Annotated in this window: 11 protein-coding genes and 6 tRNA genes; 5 read left to right on the top strand and 12 right to left on the bottom strand. The window is 70.8% G+C overall.

Annotated features, from left to right (window positions below; genetic code table 11):
- Positions 1 to 27: 27 nt before the first annotated feature.
- From ACWDX7_RS16790 to ACWDX7_RS16760, 7 genes are all read right to left on the bottom strand, one after another.
- Positions 28 to 101: transfer RNA gene (locus ACWDX7_RS16790), tRNA-Met, on the bottom strand.
- A gap of 85 nt (positions 102 to 186) precedes the next feature.
- On the bottom strand, positions 187 to 951 hold the full coding sequence (locus tag ACWDX7_RS16785; RefSeq protein ID WP_451488669.1) for a creatininase family protein: 765 nt from the start codon (positions 949 to 951) through the stop codon (positions 187 to 189).
- A gap of 273 nt (positions 952 to 1,224) precedes the next feature.
- Positions 1,225 to 1,297: transfer RNA gene (locus ACWDX7_RS16780), tRNA-Lys, on the bottom strand.
- 161 nt (positions 1,298 to 1,458) lie between these two features.
- Complete coding sequence (locus tag ACWDX7_RS16775) at positions 1,459 to 3,873, bottom strand: DEAD/DEAH box helicase (protein ID WP_451488670.1); 2,415 nt, start codon at positions 3,871 to 3,873, stop codon at positions 1,459 to 1,461.
- A 1,035-nt stretch (positions 3,874 to 4,908) separates the two neighbouring features.
- On the bottom strand, positions 4,909 to 5,283 hold the full coding sequence (locus tag ACWDX7_RS16770) for a fluoride efflux transporter FluC (protein WP_451488671.1): 375 nt from the start codon (positions 5,281 to 5,283) through the stop codon (positions 4,909 to 4,911).
- Complete coding sequence (locus ACWDX7_RS16765) at positions 5,280 to 5,768, bottom strand: FluC/FEX family fluoride channel (RefSeq protein ID WP_451488672.1); 489 nt, start codon at positions 5,766 to 5,768, stop codon at positions 5,280 to 5,282. The genes ACWDX7_RS16770 and ACWDX7_RS16765 overlap by 4 nt, the downstream gene beginning before the upstream one ends.
- A 20-nt stretch (positions 5,769 to 5,788) precedes the next feature.
- The gene (locus tag ACWDX7_RS16760; RefSeq protein WP_451488673.1) at positions 5,789 to 6,139 is read right to left on the bottom strand and encodes a metallopeptidase family protein; all 351 of its coding nucleotides are present in this window, start codon (positions 6,137 to 6,139) and stop codon (positions 5,789 to 5,791) included.
- 104 nt (positions 6,140 to 6,243) lie between these two features.
- Between ACWDX7_RS16760 and ACWDX7_RS16755 the strand changes: the two genes are divergently transcribed.
- The 3 genes from ACWDX7_RS16755 to ACWDX7_RS16745 all read left to right on the top strand — a co-directional run bounded on the left by ACWDX7_RS16755 (position 6,244) and on the right by ACWDX7_RS16745 (position 6,555).
- Positions 6,244 to 6,316 (top strand) — tRNA-Glu (locus ACWDX7_RS16755).
- A gap of 39 nt (positions 6,317 to 6,355) precedes the next feature.
- A tRNA-Asp gene (locus ACWDX7_RS16750) sits at positions 6,356 to 6,429 on the top strand.
- A 52-nt stretch (positions 6,430 to 6,481) separates the two neighbouring features.
- Positions 6,482 to 6,555 (top strand) — tRNA-Phe (locus ACWDX7_RS16745).
- Positions 6,556 to 6,594: 39 nt separating this feature from the next.
- Here the strand turns inward: ACWDX7_RS16745 and ACWDX7_RS16740 are convergent.
- Genes ACWDX7_RS16740 through ACWDX7_RS16730 form a run of 3 tightly spaced genes read right to left on the bottom strand, consistent with a single transcriptional unit; the run spans position 6,595 to position 9,083 of the window.
- Positions 6,595 to 7,467 (bottom strand): cytochrome c biogenesis CcdA family protein, encoded by an 873-nt coding sequence (locus tag ACWDX7_RS16740; RefSeq protein ID WP_451488674.1) that lies wholly within the window; start codon positions 7,465 to 7,467, stop codon positions 6,595 to 6,597.
- Positions 7,464 to 8,282 (bottom strand): DsbA family protein, encoded by an 819-nt coding sequence (locus ACWDX7_RS16735; RefSeq protein WP_451488675.1) that lies wholly within the window; start codon positions 8,280 to 8,282, stop codon positions 7,464 to 7,466. The genes ACWDX7_RS16740 and ACWDX7_RS16735 overlap by 4 nt, the downstream gene beginning before the upstream one ends.
- Positions 8,283 to 8,333: 51 nt before the next feature.
- Positions 8,334 to 9,083 (bottom strand): hypothetical protein, encoded by a 750-nt coding sequence (locus ACWDX7_RS16730; RefSeq protein WP_451488676.1) that lies wholly within the window; start codon positions 9,081 to 9,083, stop codon positions 8,334 to 8,336.
- A 110-nt stretch (positions 9,084 to 9,193) separates the two neighbouring features.
- On the opposite strand from ACWDX7_RS16730, the gene hrpA reads away from it, so the two are divergent.
- Both hrpA and ACWDX7_RS16720 read left to right on the top strand, forming a co-directional pair.
- Positions 9,194 to 13,132: an ATP-dependent RNA helicase HrpA gene (gene hrpA / locus ACWDX7_RS16725; RefSeq protein WP_451488677.1), complete on the top strand. Its 3,939-nt coding sequence runs from the start codon at positions 9,194 to 9,196 to the stop codon at positions 13,130 to 13,132.
- Positions 13,133 to 13,201: 69 nt separating this feature from the next.
- Positions 13,202 to 13,275 (top strand) — tRNA-Asp (locus ACWDX7_RS16720).
- Positions 13,276 to 13,892: 617 nt separating this feature from the next.
- On the opposite strand, the gene bldC is transcribed toward ACWDX7_RS16720, so the two are convergent.
- Positions 13,893 to 14,099: a developmental transcriptional regulator BldC gene (gene bldC / locus ACWDX7_RS16715; protein WP_003949541.1), complete on the bottom strand. Its 207-nt coding sequence runs from the start codon at positions 14,097 to 14,099 to the stop codon at positions 13,893 to 13,895.
- Positions 14,100 to 14,659: 560 nt separating this feature from the next.
- Positions 14,660 to 15,490 (bottom strand): hypothetical protein, encoded by an 831-nt coding sequence (locus ACWDX7_RS16710; RefSeq protein WP_451488894.1) that lies wholly within the window; start codon positions 15,488 to 15,490, stop codon positions 14,660 to 14,662.
- Positions 15,491 to 15,662 lie beyond the last annotated feature (172 nt).

The following is a 15,662-nucleotide window of genomic DNA, read 5'->3' as shown; positions in this document are numbered from 1 at the left end:
CTGAGGGAACCGGGCCTTCGTATTGAGTAGCGGGGGCAGGATTTGAACCTACGACCTCTGGGTTATGAGCCCAGCGAGCTACCGAGCTGCTCCACCCCGCGTCGGTAAACCCAACTCTACGCCATCCGGGGGGCGGCATCCGCCAATTACCTCCCCCACCTCCCTTCAGACCCTCATCCCCGCAGGTCAGAGCGCTGCAATCCGCCTGAAGGGGTACACGAGCCCACGCGGCGGGCGCTGCCAGACCCGATCTGATCCGTCTGCCTGGAGTACCACCGCGGGGGGGGGACCGCGATCGACCGGGCTCAGTCTCCGCAACCCCAGCCTTCGGTAACACCGTTCAGAGGGTGAGGCTGACGGCCAATAGTGTGCTCGGTCCCAGTCCGATGCGAGCGGGAAGAGGGACACAAGGGGGCCATCGACGTTGCCCTCCTGCGCGATGTTCGACAGGACGTAGTACCCCCCGTGCCCGTTCACGATCACCAGCTTGGTGATGCCGGATCGTGCGAGGGAGGCCCGGATGTCGTCGACCACGGCGAACAGAGTCTCGGCGCTGATGCTGACGGTGCCTGGGAATGAAGCGTGCTCGTGACTGCACGACATGGTGATCGGCGGGAGCAGGGGCACGGAGTAGGCGCTAGCGATCTCCCGGCCGATGATGCAGGCGATCGCCGATCCGTGACGGTAGCGGCCGTGCTGCTCGAAGGATCCGATCGGGAGAACGGCGACACGAGGCTGCTGCTCTTGGAAATCAGTGCTCGTGGCGGTCGGCAGCAGGTCACAGCACTCCCTCAAGTCGGCTACGGAGCGACTCTCTTCATGGCGTCCAGCTCCCTGTTCAGTTCTGGAACTTCCACCAGCTCGTGCCAACGCACAAGACGAGCGTGAAGTCGGTACAGCTCGTTGAGGATGCGTGCCGAGCCTGTCCGTTGGGCGGAGGATCTTCCTCATGCATGAAGCCCGCTCCCTGATTGAAATGGGTGCTGAAGCAGTTCGTCGGCTCGCTCGTCACGGTTACTCGCTGGACCTGTCCCGGCTGGAAGACCTCCAGTCCCGGCGCAACCAGAGGATCCGCTCAGCCGACGAGCTGGGGGCCGGGCGAAGCGGGTCACGAGCGAAGTCCAGCAGAGGGCGCCCGGAAACGACTGAGCGCCCCTCCCGGCCAAAGCCAGGACGGGCGCTCAGTTGCAGGTCAGTGGGGGTCAACCCGCTACCCGCGAGCGGTAGGCCATGTCGGACTCGAACCGACAACCAACGGATTAAAAGTCCGCTGCTCTGCCAATTGAGCTAATGGCCCTCCACGTGCTCACCCCAGAGCATAGCCGGACAGCGCCGGTGGGCCGATCCGATATCGGCTCAACGGCCCCGTCATCGTCCTTCGGGCCCGGGAAGTGGGCAGGGCCCGTACGACACGCGGGTGTCGTACGGGCCCTGTCAGGCACTCAGTTCAGCCGAGGCTCAGCCGTTGCGCTTCCAGCGCGGCTTGTCGTCGCGGCGGCCGCCGAAGGAGCCGGTGGAACCGGAACCGGAACCGGACGGGCGGTGGTCGTCGCGGCGGCCGTACGGGCGGTCGCCGGCACCGCCGGAGCGGAAGCCACCGGACGGACGGTCATCACGACGGTCGCGGTTGAACGGACGGTCGCCGCCACCGGAGCGGAAGCCGCTGCCCGAGGTGCGGTCGTCACGGTTGTACGTGCCGTTGCCGGTCGCCGGACGGTCGCCACCGGAGCGGAAGCCACCACGGTCGCCACCACGGTCGTCACGGTTGAAGCCACCCGAGGGGCGGTCGTCGCGACGGAAACCACCGGTCGGGCGGTCGCCACCAGAACGGAAACCACCGGTCGGCCGGTCGCCACCGGAGCGGAAGCCGCCACCGGTCGGCCGGTCGCCACCCGAGCGGAAGCCACCACGGTCGCCACCACGGTCATCGCGGTTGAAGCCACCCGAGGGGCGGTCGTCGCGACGGAAACCACCGGACGGACGGTCGCCACCGGAGCGGAAGCCACCACCGGTCGGACGGTCGCCACCGGAACGGAAGCCACCGGAAGGACGGTCGCCGCCACCCGGGCGGAAGCCACCGCGGTCGCCGCCACGGTCATCGCGGTTGAAGCCGCCGCGCCCGCCACGGTCGCCACCGCGGTCGCCGCCGCGGTCATCGCGACGGAAGCCACCGCGGTCACCACCGCGGTCACCGCCCCGCGTGTCGCCTCGGTTGTCGCGACGCTCGAAGTTGCCCCGGTCGTCGCGGCTGGCGCGCTGCTCCTCGCGGCGCTCCTGTGCGGCGATCTCGGCGGCAGCGGCCGCGGCGGCAGCCGCGACCTCGGCCTCGGCGGCCTCGGCCACCTCGGCGACCGCGGCCTCCGGGTCCTCGCCCCGCTCACGCGCGGAACGGGCGACCAGGCGGTCGGCCTCCTCGCGCAGCTCGGCGGCCCGGCGGGTCAGGCGCTCCAGCTGCTTGGTGAGCTCGGCCACCTCGCGCTCGGCCTGCTTCGCGGCGTTGTTCGCGGAGTCGGCCTGGACCTCGGTCAGCGAACGGGCACCGGTGATCTCGGCGACCTCCGGGTCGAAGGCGCCGACGCCCTGGACGATGTGGCGCGTGGCGTCCACGCCCGCGTCCTCCATCAGGCGGAAGATCTGGCGGCGCTGGTGCGGAAGCGCCAGCGACACGACGACACCGGACTTGCCGGCGCGGGCGGTACGGCCCGAGCGGTGCAGGTAGTCCTTGTGGTCGCCGGCCGGGTCCACGTTCAGGACCAGGTCGATGCCGTCGACGTGGATGCCGCGGGCGGCGACGTCGGTGGCGACGAGCGCGTTGACGTAGCCCTCCTTGAAGTCCGCGAGGACGCGGGTGCGGGCACCCTGCGTCATGCCGCCGTGCAGCGCGTCGGCCTTCACGCCGGACTCGGCGAGCTGCTCGGCGATGCGGTCGGCGCCCAGCTGGGTGCGGACGAAGATGATGGTGCGGCCCTTGCGGGCGGCGATGGCGGCCGTGACCGGCGCCTTGTCCTTCGGCTTCACGACGAGCACGTGGTGCGTCATGGTCGTGACGTTGCCCTGCGCGCTGTCGACCTCGTGCGTGACGGGGTTGGTCAGGTAGCGCTTGACCAGGGTGCCGATCTCGTTCTCCATGGTGGCGGAGAAGAGCATGCGCTGGCCGCCGCCGGGGATCTGGTCGAGCAGCTCGGTGACCTCGGGCAGGAAGCCCAGGTCGGCCATCTGGTCGGCCTCGTCGAGGACCGCGACCTGGACGTTCGCCAGGGAGCAGGCGCCGCGGTTGATGATGTCGCGCAGACGGCCCGGGGTGGCGACGAGGACGTCGACACCGCGCTCCAGAGCGAAGATCTGGTTGCTCATGGAGGTACCGCCGCAGACGACCTTCATCTTCAGGCCGAGCACGTCGCCGTAAGGCTGGAGAGCGTCCGCGACCTGCATCGCGAGCTCACGCGTCGGCGTCAGGATGATGGCGCGGGGCTTCTTCTTCTCGGTGTGGCCGCCGGCCAGCGAGGCCAGGGTCGGCAGACCGAAGGAGAGGGTCTTGCCGGAGCCGGTACGGCCACGGCCGAGGATGTCCTTGCCGGCCAGGGCGTCCGGGATGGTCGCGGCCTGGATCGGGAAGGGCGCGGTGACGCCGTTCTGTGCGAGCTTGCGCACGATGCCGTCCGGCAGACCGAGGTCCGTGAAGGTGATCGTGGGCTCGGCGTCAGCGTCGGCGTCGGCGGCCGCGTCGTCATCGAAGTCGGTGGAATCGGCGGAGCCCTCAAGGGACTCGTCGGTCGTCACTTCGGCCTCAAGCGCCTCGATGGCCTCGTCGACCACAAGGGTCTCGACAGCGTCGACGGCGTCGACGATCTCGTTCGAGTCGTTCTCGGGCATGACGGCACGGTCAGAACTGGAAATGGACATGCGAAATGCGAAACCTTCCGGAGTCTCGGCACGCGCCCAAACTCCGTGAATCGCAAATCGACCGCCTCAATGCGGTCAGCCACGGCTAGGGAGAGTACGCGCCACACGGCGCTCTTCGGATTCGGCGCCGGGCAATGGGATCAAACGATCTATAACCATACGCACCCTCCCCCGGGTCTGGCAAGTCGCCTCCACCACACCCCTCTGACCTGCGACGATGGCAGGGCCCGGGGCGGCGCGGACCGCCCGGGCTTCCGCGACCCCGGGCTCAGGCCTACGGCTGGGGCGGAGGCGGCTGGGTGCTGGGATCCGGCTGCGGAGGCGACTGACTCGGCGTGGGTTCCGTCACAGGGGGCTGCGGAGTCGGCGGATCGGGGTTCGGGCTGGGCGGGTGCTGGCCGCCTCCGGATCCGCCCGCACCGCCGGATCCCCCGGAGCCGCCCGAGCTTCCGGAACCCCCGGAACCACCGGAGCCGCCGCCCGCTCCCCCGGAACCGCCCGCGGGCGGGTTCTGGGCCCCCTGGCCGCCCGCTCCACCGCCCGGTCCGGCCGACGGCGGGGCCCCCGCCTTGCCGCTGGGTGCCCCCGGGCCGGGCGAGGCTCCGGTCGCGCCGGAGGCCTTGCCGTCCTCCCGCGCTTTGCCGTCCTGGTTCCCCGTACCGTCCTTCGCGCCGGGCTTGTTGCCCTGGCCCCCGGAGCCACGCCCCGAAGCGGAACCGCCCTCCGCCCCGGCGCCCCCTCGGCCGTCCGCCGAGGAGGAGGGCGCGGGCTTGGCGGCGCCCTCCCCGACGCTCATGCAGCCCGCTGTCGCCGCGACCGCGAGCGCGGTGGCAGCCAGTCGGAGCGAAGCGGACAACTGGCGCACGGGGCACCTCCGGAACCTGGGGGTCCACCCGGACGGGAGCCGGGGGATGAGCGTGGGACGAGTCCGCATGTGCGGGTCAATGTGCCCAACTCCCTTTGACCCGTAAGAGACACGCCCTCGGCGCGCACCGGCGGCCTGCCTCAGGCGAACAGCTGCCGCGCCACCTGCGAGCCGAGGTGGACGGCGCCCAGCCCGACCAGCACCGACGCCGCCACATTGGCCGCCGCGAGGAACTTCCAGCCGCGCTCGGCCAGCCGCAGCGTCTCGTACGAGAAGGCCGAGTACGTGCTCAGCGCCCCGCAGAGTCCGGTCCCCAGCAGCAGGTTCAGCCGCGCGGAGGAGGCCCCCGCCAGCACCGCGCCGGTCAGCGCGCCCAGCAGCAGGCAGGCGGCGGCGTTGACCGCGAAGGTGCCCCAGGGGAAGACCGAGTCGTGCCGTGCCTGCACGGCGCGGTCCACCAGGTAGCGCAGCGGCGCCCCGACGGCGGCGCCAGCCACCACGAGCAGCCAGTTCACCGGGCGTGCGCCCGCCGCGTCACCGCCGCGACCGCGCTCCGGGTCACCGTCGCGGCCGCCCATACGGCGCCCACCGCGGCCACCGCCGTGAGCCCGGCGTACGCCAGGGCGGTCCCGGCCTCGCCCTCGTCCAGGAGCAGGGAGAAGTCCACGGCATAGGTGGAGAACGTGGTGAAGCCGCCGAGCACCCCGACCCCGGCGAAGGGCCGCACCAGGGGATGCGCCGGCCGCCCGCCCTCGCTGATCAGCACCATCAGGACACCGATCAGCGCACAGCCGGCCACATTGATCCAGAAGGTCGCCCAGGGGAAGGCGCCGGGTCCGGCCGACCACAGCAGGGAGATCCCGTACCGCGCCGAGGCCCCGGCCGCGCCGCCCGCCGCCACCGCCGCGACCACCCGGCCCAGCGGTTCGGCGCGCTGCGCCGGCACGTGGAGATCGACGTCCGGGTCGATCGCCTCCGCGCCCGCCGCCGGCCGGGTCATCCCGCCCGCCGCCGGCCGGGTCATCCGTAGCCCAGGGCGTGCAGCCGGTCGTCGTCGATGCCGAAGTGGTGCGCGATCTCGTGGACCACGGTGACCTCCGTCTCAGCGACCACGCTCTCCCGGTCCACACACATCCGCAAGGTGGGATTGCGGTAGATCGTGATCCGGTCCGGCAGCACCCCGGCGTACCACTCGCCGCGGTCCGTCAGCGGGGTCCCCTCGTACAGACCCAGCAGCTCGGGGTCGTCGGCGGGCGGCTCGTCCTCGACGAACACCGCCACGTTGTCCATCAGTCGCGTCAGCTCCGGCGGGATCCGGTCCAGGGCCTCGGCGACCAGCTCTTCGAACTCCTCGCGCGTCATCTCCAGCACCGGGCCATTGTCGCTCCGGGGGAAACCGTTTTGGCGATCGCCGCCCGGATCCCATATGCTTCTCACGTCCCCGACGCGCTGGAAAGCGCCCAGGCGGGCCTTTAGCCCTCATCGTCTAGTGGCCCAGGACGCCGCCCTTTCAAGGCGGTAGCACGGGTTCGAATCCCGTTGGGGGTACGCATTACCGTGTGCAAGACTTGGTTTTGCACACTGCAAGGTCCTGTGGAGCAGTTGGTTAGCTCGCCACCCTGTCAAGGTGGAGGTCGCGGGTTCAAGTCCCGTCAGGATCGCTGAAGCCGGAAACGGCTTCGTCCCCTCGCTCTACGAGCTGGGGATGCCCTTGGCTGGGTAGCTCAGTTGGTACGAGCGATCGCCTGAAAAGCGATAGGTCGCCGGTTCGACCCCGGCCCCAGCCACCGCGAGAAGGCCCCGTCCCCCGGACGGGGCCTTCCGCGTTACTCCCCGGCCCGCCCGGCGTCGACGGCCGCCTCGGCCTCCGCCTGCGCCGCCTCCCGCGCCCTGCGGCGCCACTGGGCCACCCCGACGGCCGCTGCCCCGGCCACGACCAGTCCGAGCACCGCCCAGTCGGGGACCGCGTCCGCGACCGACCGGACCCGCTGCTCCACGGCGAAGGAGTCGTCCACGTCCAGCAGCCCCGGGAGCGCGCTCGCCCCGTCGTAGGCGAGGAACAGGACGCCCAGGGTGATGAAGAACAGCCCGGACAGCACCGAGGTGGTGTGCAGCTCGAAGCGGCCCGCGGTGAAGGCACGCCCGCGCAGCCAGCGCCGCCGGCCCAGCTCGAACCGCTCCCACAGCAGGGCCAGCACGAAGAGCGGTACGGCCATCCCCAGCGCGTAGACCGCCAGCAGCAGGCCCCCGTAGAGCGGGCTGCCGCTGACCGCCGCCACCGTCAGGACGCTGCCCAGGATCGGGCCGGCGCAGAAGCCCGCCAGTCCGTAGACCGCGCCGAGCGCGTACACCGACAGGGCCGTCGTCGGCCGGATCCGGCCCGACAGCTCCGCCATCCGCTTCGAGGCGAAGCCCAGGCCCAGGATCTGCGCGAGGCCGAGCGCGATGATCAGCCAGCCGCCGGCCAGGACGAGGCCGTCGCGGTTGCTGTGGAAGAACCGCCCGGCGTACGAGCCGGCCGCCCCCAGCGGTACGAGGGTGCTCGCGAGGCCCGCGTAGAAGATCCCGGTGCGCGCCAGCAGCCGCGAGGCGGAGTCGATCGAGTACGCGAAGAAGGCGGGCAGCAGCAGGGCGCTGCACGGGCTGAGCAGCGCGAGGAGACCGCCCAGCAGGGCGGCCAGGTATCCGATGCCGGTCACTGCTTCGCCGCCGCCTCGGCCTGGGCGATGGCGGCGGTGAAGGCGTCGAGCGGCTGGGCCCCGGCGATCGGGCGCCCGTTGACGAGGAAGGAGGGGGTGGAGGTGACGCCGATGCGGTAGCCCTCCTCCTGGTCCTTGCGCAGGGCCGCTGCGGCCGGCTCCCCGGCCATGTCCTGCTTGAAGCGCTCCAGGTCCGGGACTCCGGCCTGCCGCGCCAGTTCCAGGAGGCGGGGCTCGCCGAAGCCCTTCTCCTTCGAGCCGTCGGCGTACGCGGCGGCGTGGAACTGCGCGAAGCGGTCCTGCCGCCCCGCCGCCCACGCGGCCTTGGCGGCGGCCTCGGAGTCGGCGCCGAAGATCGGGAAATTGCGCCACTCGATGCGCAGGGTGCCGTCCTCGACGTACTTCTTGACGAGCGCGGGCTCGGTGTCACGGGCGAACTTGCCGCAGTAGCCGCACTTGAAGTCGGAGTACTCGATCAGCACGACGGGCGCGTCGGGGCGGCCGAGGGCGAGCTTGTCACCGGCTTCGCGGCGGGCGAGTTTCATCAGCTCGGCGCCGGCGCCGGCGCCGGCGTCGGCGCCTGTACGGGGCGCGGCGGAGGAGGAGGCTCCGGCCCGGCCGGTGGCACGGTCGGCGGGGGCGGTGGCCTGCCAGGAGACCAGGCCGAGGGTGACGGCGGCCACCGCGACCCCGGCGGCGAACAGCAGGGGCGTCAAGGAGGACTTGGAGGACTTGGAGGACTTGGAGGACTTGGAAGCTGCGCCGGCCTTGGGAGCCTTGGAGGCCTTCGGAGCCTTGGACGGAGACGGGGACATACGGGTGCTCCAGCGGTAGGGAAGGAAAGGGGACCGGGTGGACCGGTCTGCTCACACCCGGATGACCGACAGCTCCAGGGGCCCCGGCGCCGGCCGGTCCGGCCCCCGTACGCACAGCACCGCGCGCGGGGTCGTGAAGGGGACCCCGCTCCCGGCCGGCGCCGGCCGGGTCGCCGCCGGCGTGCCGTGCTCGGCGGACGCGGAGGCGCGCGCCGGGAGCCCGGGGGCGTGGTCAGCCCCTCCCGGCCCGGGGCCGCAACGCCGTGCCCCGCCCTCGGTGCCGGCCCGGCCGACACCGTCCGCGACGGATGGCTGACCGGCGGACGCGGCGGTCCCAGGGGAAACGGCCGGGACGGAAGCGGCCCGAGGGAAGGCGGTACGGAGGGAAGCGGCCGGGAGCGCGGCGGCTTCGAAGGCGGCCTGCCGCGCGGCGACTCCGGCGGCCCCCAGGGCCGCGGCTCCGGTCACCCCCAGGGCCGGGGCTCCGCTGGCCCGAAGGGCTGAGGCTCCAGTCACCCCGAGTGCCGGGGCTCCGGTCGCCGGGAGGGCCGGGGCGCCCGCGGCCCCGAGGGGCACGGCTCCGGTCGCCGGGAGAGGCCCGGCTTCGGCGGCCCCCAGGGCCGTGGCTCCGGGCGCCAGCAGGGCCATGGCCGGGGCTCCGGCCGCCTCCGCCGACGGGGCGATCACCGCCCCGGCATACGAGCCGGCCCCCGCCCACGCCCACGCCACGGCGCAGAGCAGCACCGCCAGCAGCGCGGCGGGCAGATGCCACACGCCGCCGCGGAGCGGGCTGCTGGGCATACGTGGGGCCTCTCACCAACGGTGGACGGGGCAGTCGTCCCGAAATGGTACGGGTCCACGGGCAAATGCGTTCGCCACCCGGCGGGACCAGGTGAGATCCTCGACCAGGTATGTCTACTTCCTTCGCCGCCCTGCAGACGCTTCTCGGTGAGATCTCCCTCCGTGACGCGCACCGCCTCGGCCGCCGCCTTGAAGGCGCCCGCCGCATCCGCAAGCCCGAGGCCAAGCAGGCCGTACTCGACGAGATCGCCGCGGAGGCCTCCAAGGCCGCCGAGCGACTGGCCGCGCGCGCCTCGCGGATGCCGGAGGTCACGTATCCCGAGAACCTGCCCGTCAGCCAGAAGAAGGACGTGATCGCCGAGGCGATACGCGACCACCAGGTCGTGATCGTCGCGGGCGAGACCGGCTCCGGCAAGACCACCCAGATCCCCAAGATCTGCATGGAGCTGGGCCGCGGCGTCCGCGGGATGATCGGGCACACGCAGCCCCGCCGGATCGCCGCCCGCACGGTCGCGGAGCGGATCGCCGAGGAGCTGAAGTCCGAGATCGGCCAGACGGTCGGCTGGAAGGTCCGGTTCACCGACCAGGTGGACCAGGACGCGACCTTCGTGAAGCTGATGACCGACGGCATCCTGCTCGCCGAGATCCAGACGGACCGCGAGCTGCGCGGCTACGACACGATCATCATCGACGAGGCCCACGAGCGGTCCCTGAACATCGACTTCCTGCTGGGGTACCTGGCCCAGCTGCTGCCCAAGCGCCCCGACCTCAAGGTCGTGATCACCTCGGCGACCATCGACCCGGAGCGCTTCTCCCGCCACTTCGGGGACGCGCCGATCGTCGAGGTCAGCGGGCGCACCTATCCGGTCGAGGTCCGCTACCGGCCCCTCCTCGAAGAGGAGGGCGAGGACAGCGACCGCGACCAGATCACGGCGATCTGCGAGGCCGTGGACGAGCTCCAGGCCGAGGGCCCGGGCGACGTCCTGGTCTTCCTCTCCGGCGAGCGCGAGATCCGCGACACCGCGGACGCGCTGAACAAGCGCAACCTGCGCTTCACCGAGGTCCTGCCGCTCTACGCGCGCCTCTCCCACGCCGAGCAGCACCGGGTCTTCCAGCAGCACACGGGCCGCCGCATCGTCCTCGCGACCAACGTCGCCGAGACCTCCCTCACCGTCCCGGGCATCAAGTACGTGATCGACCCGGGCACCGCCCGGATCTCCCGCTACAGCCACCGCACGAAGGTGCAGCGGCTGCCCATCGAGCGGATCTCCCAGGCCAGTGCCAACCAGCGCAAGGGCCGCTGCGGCCGTACCAGCGACGGCATCTGCATCCGGCTCTACTCGGAGGACGACTTCCTCTCCCGTCCCGAGTTCACCGACGCCGAGGTCCTGCGCACGAACCTCGCCTCCGTCATCCTCCAGATGACCGCGGCCGGCCTCGGTGAGATCGAGAAGTTCCCCTTCATCGATCCGCCGGACCACCGCAACATCCGCGACGGCATCCAGCTGCTCCAGGAGCTCGGCGCGCTGGACCCCGAGGAGAAGGGGCCCCGGTCGGGCAGCAAGGGGCACCGGCTGACGCCGATGGGCCGCCAGCTCTCCCAGCTGCCCGTGGACCCGCGGCTGGCCCGCATGGTCATCGAGGCCGACAAGAACAACTGCGTACGCGAGGTCATGGTCATCGCGGCGGCCCTGTCCATCCAGGACCCGCGCGAGCGCCCCTCGGACAAGCAGACCCAGGCCGACCAGAACCACGCCCGCTTCAAGGACGAGACCAGCGACTTCCTGGCCTTCCTGAACCTGTGGCGCTACGTCCGCGAGCAGCAGAAGGAGCGCGGCTCCTCCTCCTTCCGCCGGATGTGCAAGCAGGAGTACCTGAACTTCCTGCGGATCCGCGAGTGGCAGGACATCTACTCGCAGCTGCGTACGGTCGCCAAGACCATGGGTATCCACGTCAACGAAGCCGATGCCCCCGAGCAGGTGATCCACGTCTCGCTGCTGGCCGGTCTGCTGTCGCACATCGGCCTCAAGGACACGGACAAGAACGAGTACCTGGGTGCGCGCGGGGCCAAGTTCGCGATCTTCCCGGGCTCGGCGCTCTTCAAGAAGCAGCCGAAGTTCGTGATGTCGGCGGAGCTGGTGGAGACCTCGCGGCTGTGGGCGCGGGTCAACGCCAAGGTGGAGCCCGAGTGGGTCGAGCCGCTGGCGCAGCATCTGGTCAAGCGCACCTACAGCGAGCCGCACTGGGAGAAGGACCAGGCCGCGGTCATGGCGTACGAGAGGGTCACGCTGTACGGCGTACCGATCGTCGCCCAGCGGAAGATCAACTACGGCCGGATCGACCCCGAGGTCTCCCGCGAGCTGTTCATCCGCCACGCGCTGGTCGAGGGGGACTGGCGCACCCACCACAAGTTCTACGCCGACAACCGCAAGCTCCTCACCGAGGTGGAGGAGCTGGAGAACCGGGCCAGGCGCCGGGACATCGTGGTGGACGACGAGACGCTCTTCGACTTCTACGACCAGCGGATCCCCGAGCACGTGGTCTCCGGGGCGCACTTCGACTCCTGGTGGAAGCACAGGAAGCGCGAGGAGCCGGAACTCCTCGACTTCGAGCGCGAGATGCTGCTGACCGAGAAGGCGGCCGGCGTCACCAAGGCCGACTACCCGGACACCTGGCAGCAGGGGCAGCTGAAGTTCCGGGTGACCTACCAGTTCGAGCCGGGCGCGGACGCGGACGGCGTGACCGTGCACATCCCGCTGCACGTCCTGAACCAGGTCACCGACGAGGGCTTCGACTGGCAGATCCCGGGGCTGCGGGAAGAGGTGGTCACCGAGCTGATCCGGTCCCTGCCCAAGCCGATCCGCCGGCACTACGTGCCCGCGCCGAACTTCGCGAGCCGCTTCCTGGACACCGCGGTGCCGCTGCGGGAGCCGCTGCCGGTGACGCTGGCGCGCGAGCTCCAGCGGATGGTGGGGGTGCCGGTCTCCGCCGAGGACTTCGATCTCAGCCGGGTCCCGGACCACCTGAAGATCACCTTCCGGATCGTCGATGAGCGGCGCAAGAACCTCGCCGAGGACAAGGACCTCGAAACGCTGCGGCTGCGCCTCAAGCCGAAGGCCCGCCAGGCCCTCTCCCAGGCCGCCGCGGCCACCGCCGAGCGGGCGGGCGGGGAGTCGGTGGAGCGGACCGGGCTGACCGACTGGACCATCGGCACGCTGACCCAGGTCTTCGAAACCCGGCGAGCGGGCCAGCCGGTGAAGGCCTACCCGGCGCTGGTGGACGAGGGAGCGAGCGTCTCCGTACGGCTCTTCGACACGGAGGCCGAGCAGCAGCAGGCGATGTGGCTGGGCACGCGGAAGCTGATCTTGCTGAACATCCCGGTCAATCCGGCGAAGTTCGCGTCGGACCACCTGACCAACCAGCAGAAGCTGGCCCTGTCGAGGAACCCGCACGGCTCCATCCAGGCGCTGTTCGACGACTGCGCGACCGCGGCGACCGACAAGCTGATCGCGGACCACGGCGGCCCGGCATGGGACGAGGCGGGCTTCCGCAAGCTCTACGAGGCGGTCCGCGCCGACCTGGTGGACACGACCGTGCGCACGGTCGGGCAGGTGGAGCAGGTGCTGGCCGCCTGGCAGGCCTGTGAGCGCCGCCTGAAGGCGACCAGCAGTCCGGCGCTGGCGGCAAACCTCCTGGACGTCAGGACGCAGCTGGCGGCCCTCATGCCGGCCGGCTTCGTGACGCTGACCGGACTGCGCAGGCTGCCGGACCTGATGCGCTACCTCGTGGCGGCGGACCGGCGGCTCCAGCAGATGCCCACGGGCGTCCAGCGCGACACCACGCGCATGGAGAAGGTCCACGAGATGCAGGACGAGTACGCCTGGCTGCTGGAGCAGCTGCCGAAGGGCCGGCCGGTGCCGTCCTCGGTGACCGAGATCCGCTGGATGATCGAGGAACTGCGGGTCAGCTACTTCGCCCACGCGCTGGGGACGGCGTATCCGGTGTCCGACAAGCGGATCGTGAAGGCGGTTGACGCGGCGGCTCCGTGATCGGGTTCGACCGCAGCCCCTGAGCTGCTGTACAGTCTGATTCGCAGCCGGGAAATCGGCCGCGAGCAAGGACCTGTGGAGCAGTTGGTTAGCTCGCCACCCTGTCAAGGTGGAGGTCGCGGGTTCAAGTCCCGTCAGGTTCGCAGAAGATCAGGGCCCGTATCCCCAAGGGATACGGGCCCTGACGCGTTCGTACCGGCCTGCGGGCGCCCTCGCAGCGGCGTGCGGCCCGGGAAGGGTCCCCGCAGCCCCCTAGAGGCCGGCTGAGCACCCGTTGCGGCCCCTGGCCCCCTTCTCCACGCCCCCGAGCCGTACCGGCCTTCCACCGACGCGCGCACCCGGCGCCGGCGCCGGGCCGCCGGATCTCCCCAGCGGCACAGCCCGCTCCGCCGTCACGAGAAATCCCCCTTTCGCGTGAGGGGCACGGCGGGACACGTCCCCTTACGGGTGCATTGCCGGTTGTACAAGAGTGATCATCTGTGACGGGAGTCACCGCATGAGTTTTTGGGACTCATACTTTTACCGCATGCATACGTCGGCTCAATTTAATATGTGCAATGGCACCTACACTTCGAGGCCCCCGCATCAGCGTCATATCGCCCGGACCCGGGCACAAAAAAGATCGCGCTGGACCCGGCGGAGTCCAGCGCGATCGAACGGCCACGAACCCGTTGGGGCGGGTCGGGCCGCATGAAGCATGTGGGTTTCATCGGATTGGGGGACCCGATATGAACCCGTTAAAACAGGGGTGCTGCGAACCTCAGGCCTCGCTGCGCTGCTGCGGAATTCCCGCGAGCAGTGCGCGAACCTCAGCCTCGCGGTAACGGCGGTGTCCACCCAGGGTGCGGATGGACGTGAGCTTGCCAGCCTTGGCCCAGCGGGTGACCGTCTTCGGGTCCACGCGGAACATCGTGGCAACCTCAGCCGGGGTCAGCAGCGGCTCGGCATCAGGGGTGCGAGCGGTCATGAGCGGCCTCCTCGGGAGAACCGAACCATCTCGGTTCTTTCCTCTAAATTCTGCACCTTGGCCCGCGTTGCCCGAAATGGACATACGCGGGCCGAGTCGGTTATAGGACGAACGGCTTGTCCTCGGCACTACAACTACACCATCCGTCCAGCCTCGACGGCCAAACCGATGGAATTGCCCTCCGAGGTGTTCATCAGCGGCGGAAGCCGATGGACCGTCCCATAACGGACAGTCACCCCACTGTAACGATCAGTCACAGAGCGATCAGGAGCCATCAGACCCCCCGTAGAGCACAATGCCGAGCATTCCGCCTCTAAATGGACGGAAGGAACCCTCCCCGGACTCCTTGTCCTATTTTGGCACGAGGGTAGGGGAAGGGCGCAAGGGTGTAGATAGTGCGGTCCGTCACCCTTGGGCCAATGGCCCGTATCGGGACGTAGGTCCCGGCACAACGGTCCCAATGCGGTGATCAGTGCCCTGATCGGCCACTTATGCCTGTTGAGACGATACGCGGGGGTACGTACGGGCTGCTCCGGGCCCGGACAGGACCGAGTTCGGACCTAGTTCGCGAATAGCCTCTCCCGGACCGATCGCCAGCGGTCCGCCAGTTCGCCGTACGCCTCGGCCGCGCCCTCCGCGTCCCCCGCCCGCAGCGCGGCGATCCCCGCCGCCAGGTCCCGGGCCGAGTGGTCGGCCGCCAGTCCGTCCGCCGGCAGGGCGTACAGCAGGCCTCCGTAGTCCAGCTCGACCATGGAACGCGGGTGGAACTCCTCCAGCCAGCTCCCGACCTCCACCAGGCCCTCGGCGAGCATGTCGTACCCCTCCGCCTCCCGCAGGGTCCGCAGGGCGCGCGCGAGGCGCCGCCGGGCCTGGACCATCGGCGTCCGGTAGCGCAGCCGCTCGCCCGGCACGTACTCCCGCTCCGCGTCGGACACCAGCACGAACCAGCGCAGCGGGACCTGCCACACGCCCGTACGGATCCACGGGCGCGCGTCCGGGTTCCGCTCGCGCCAGTGTTCGTACGCGTCGGCCGCCCGCCGCCGCATCTCCGGCGGGAGCGCCGCGTCCAGCACCGGGCGCGGGAACCACTCCACGAGTTCCTGGAGCGCCAGCCACCCGCGCAGCCTCGTCCGCCACGGGCAGACCAGCAGCACCCCGTCCACCTCCGCCGTGAAGGCGTCCGCGCTCTCCTGCGCCGGGACGGCCACCACCGGGACCCGTACCAAGTCGGCCAGCGACCGGCGCAGTTCGTCCTGGGCGGTGGGAGTCACCCCCCGCCGCGCGTAGTCGGCCCAGTGCGCGCGCTCCGGCTCCGGAAAGGCCGTCAGCGGCTCGTAGACGCGCAGGTAGGAGGCGTACGGGACGACCGGCGCCGAGCGCGCGGCGGGCAGCAGGGGATCGGGGGATTCGCTCACGCTCTCGTACTCCCCCGCCCCGCCCGGAGGTACTCCGCACACGGGCCGCCGTCCGGTCCCGGCGGGCGCCCGTACTCCGGGAGAGTTCCGATCCACGGACACCTGGACCACGCCCGCCCCGCAGGTCTTACTCTGCTCCCAGCACGCC

Source organism: Streptomyces sp. NPDC003034, from assembly GCF_053591375.1.
This window is presented reverse-complemented; position numbering and strand designations above follow the sequence as displayed.

Bases quoted from the DNA above. Each gene is read 5' to 3' on its own strand.
- ACWDX7_RS16785 (WP_451488669.1), bottom strand. From the start codon at position 951: ATGAGGAAGATCCTCCGCCCAACGGACAGGCTCGGCACGCATCCTCAA.
- ACWDX7_RS16775 (WP_451488670.1), bottom strand. From the start codon at position 3,873: ATGCCCGAGAACGACTCGAACGAGATCGTCGACGCCGTCGACGCTGTC.
- ACWDX7_RS16765 (WP_451488672.1), bottom strand. From the start codon at position 5,768: ATGACCCGGCCGGCGGCGGGCGCGGAGGCGATCGACCCGGACGTCGAT.
- ACWDX7_RS16735 (WP_451488675.1), bottom strand. From the start codon at position 8,282: ATGTCCCCGTCTCCGTCCAAGGCTCCGAAGGCCTCCAAGGCTCCCAAG.
- ACWDX7_RS16730 (WP_451488676.1), bottom strand. From the start codon at position 9,083: ATGCCCAGCAGCCCGCTCCGCGGCGGCGTGTGGCATCTGCCCGCCGCG.
- hrpA (WP_451488677.1), top strand. From the start codon at position 9,194: ATGTCTACTTCCTTCGCCGCCCTGCAGACGCTTCTCGGTGAGATCTCC.
- bldC (WP_003949541.1), bottom strand. From the start codon at position 14,099: ATGACCGCTCGCACCCCTGATGCCGAGCCGCTGCTGACCCCGGCTGAG.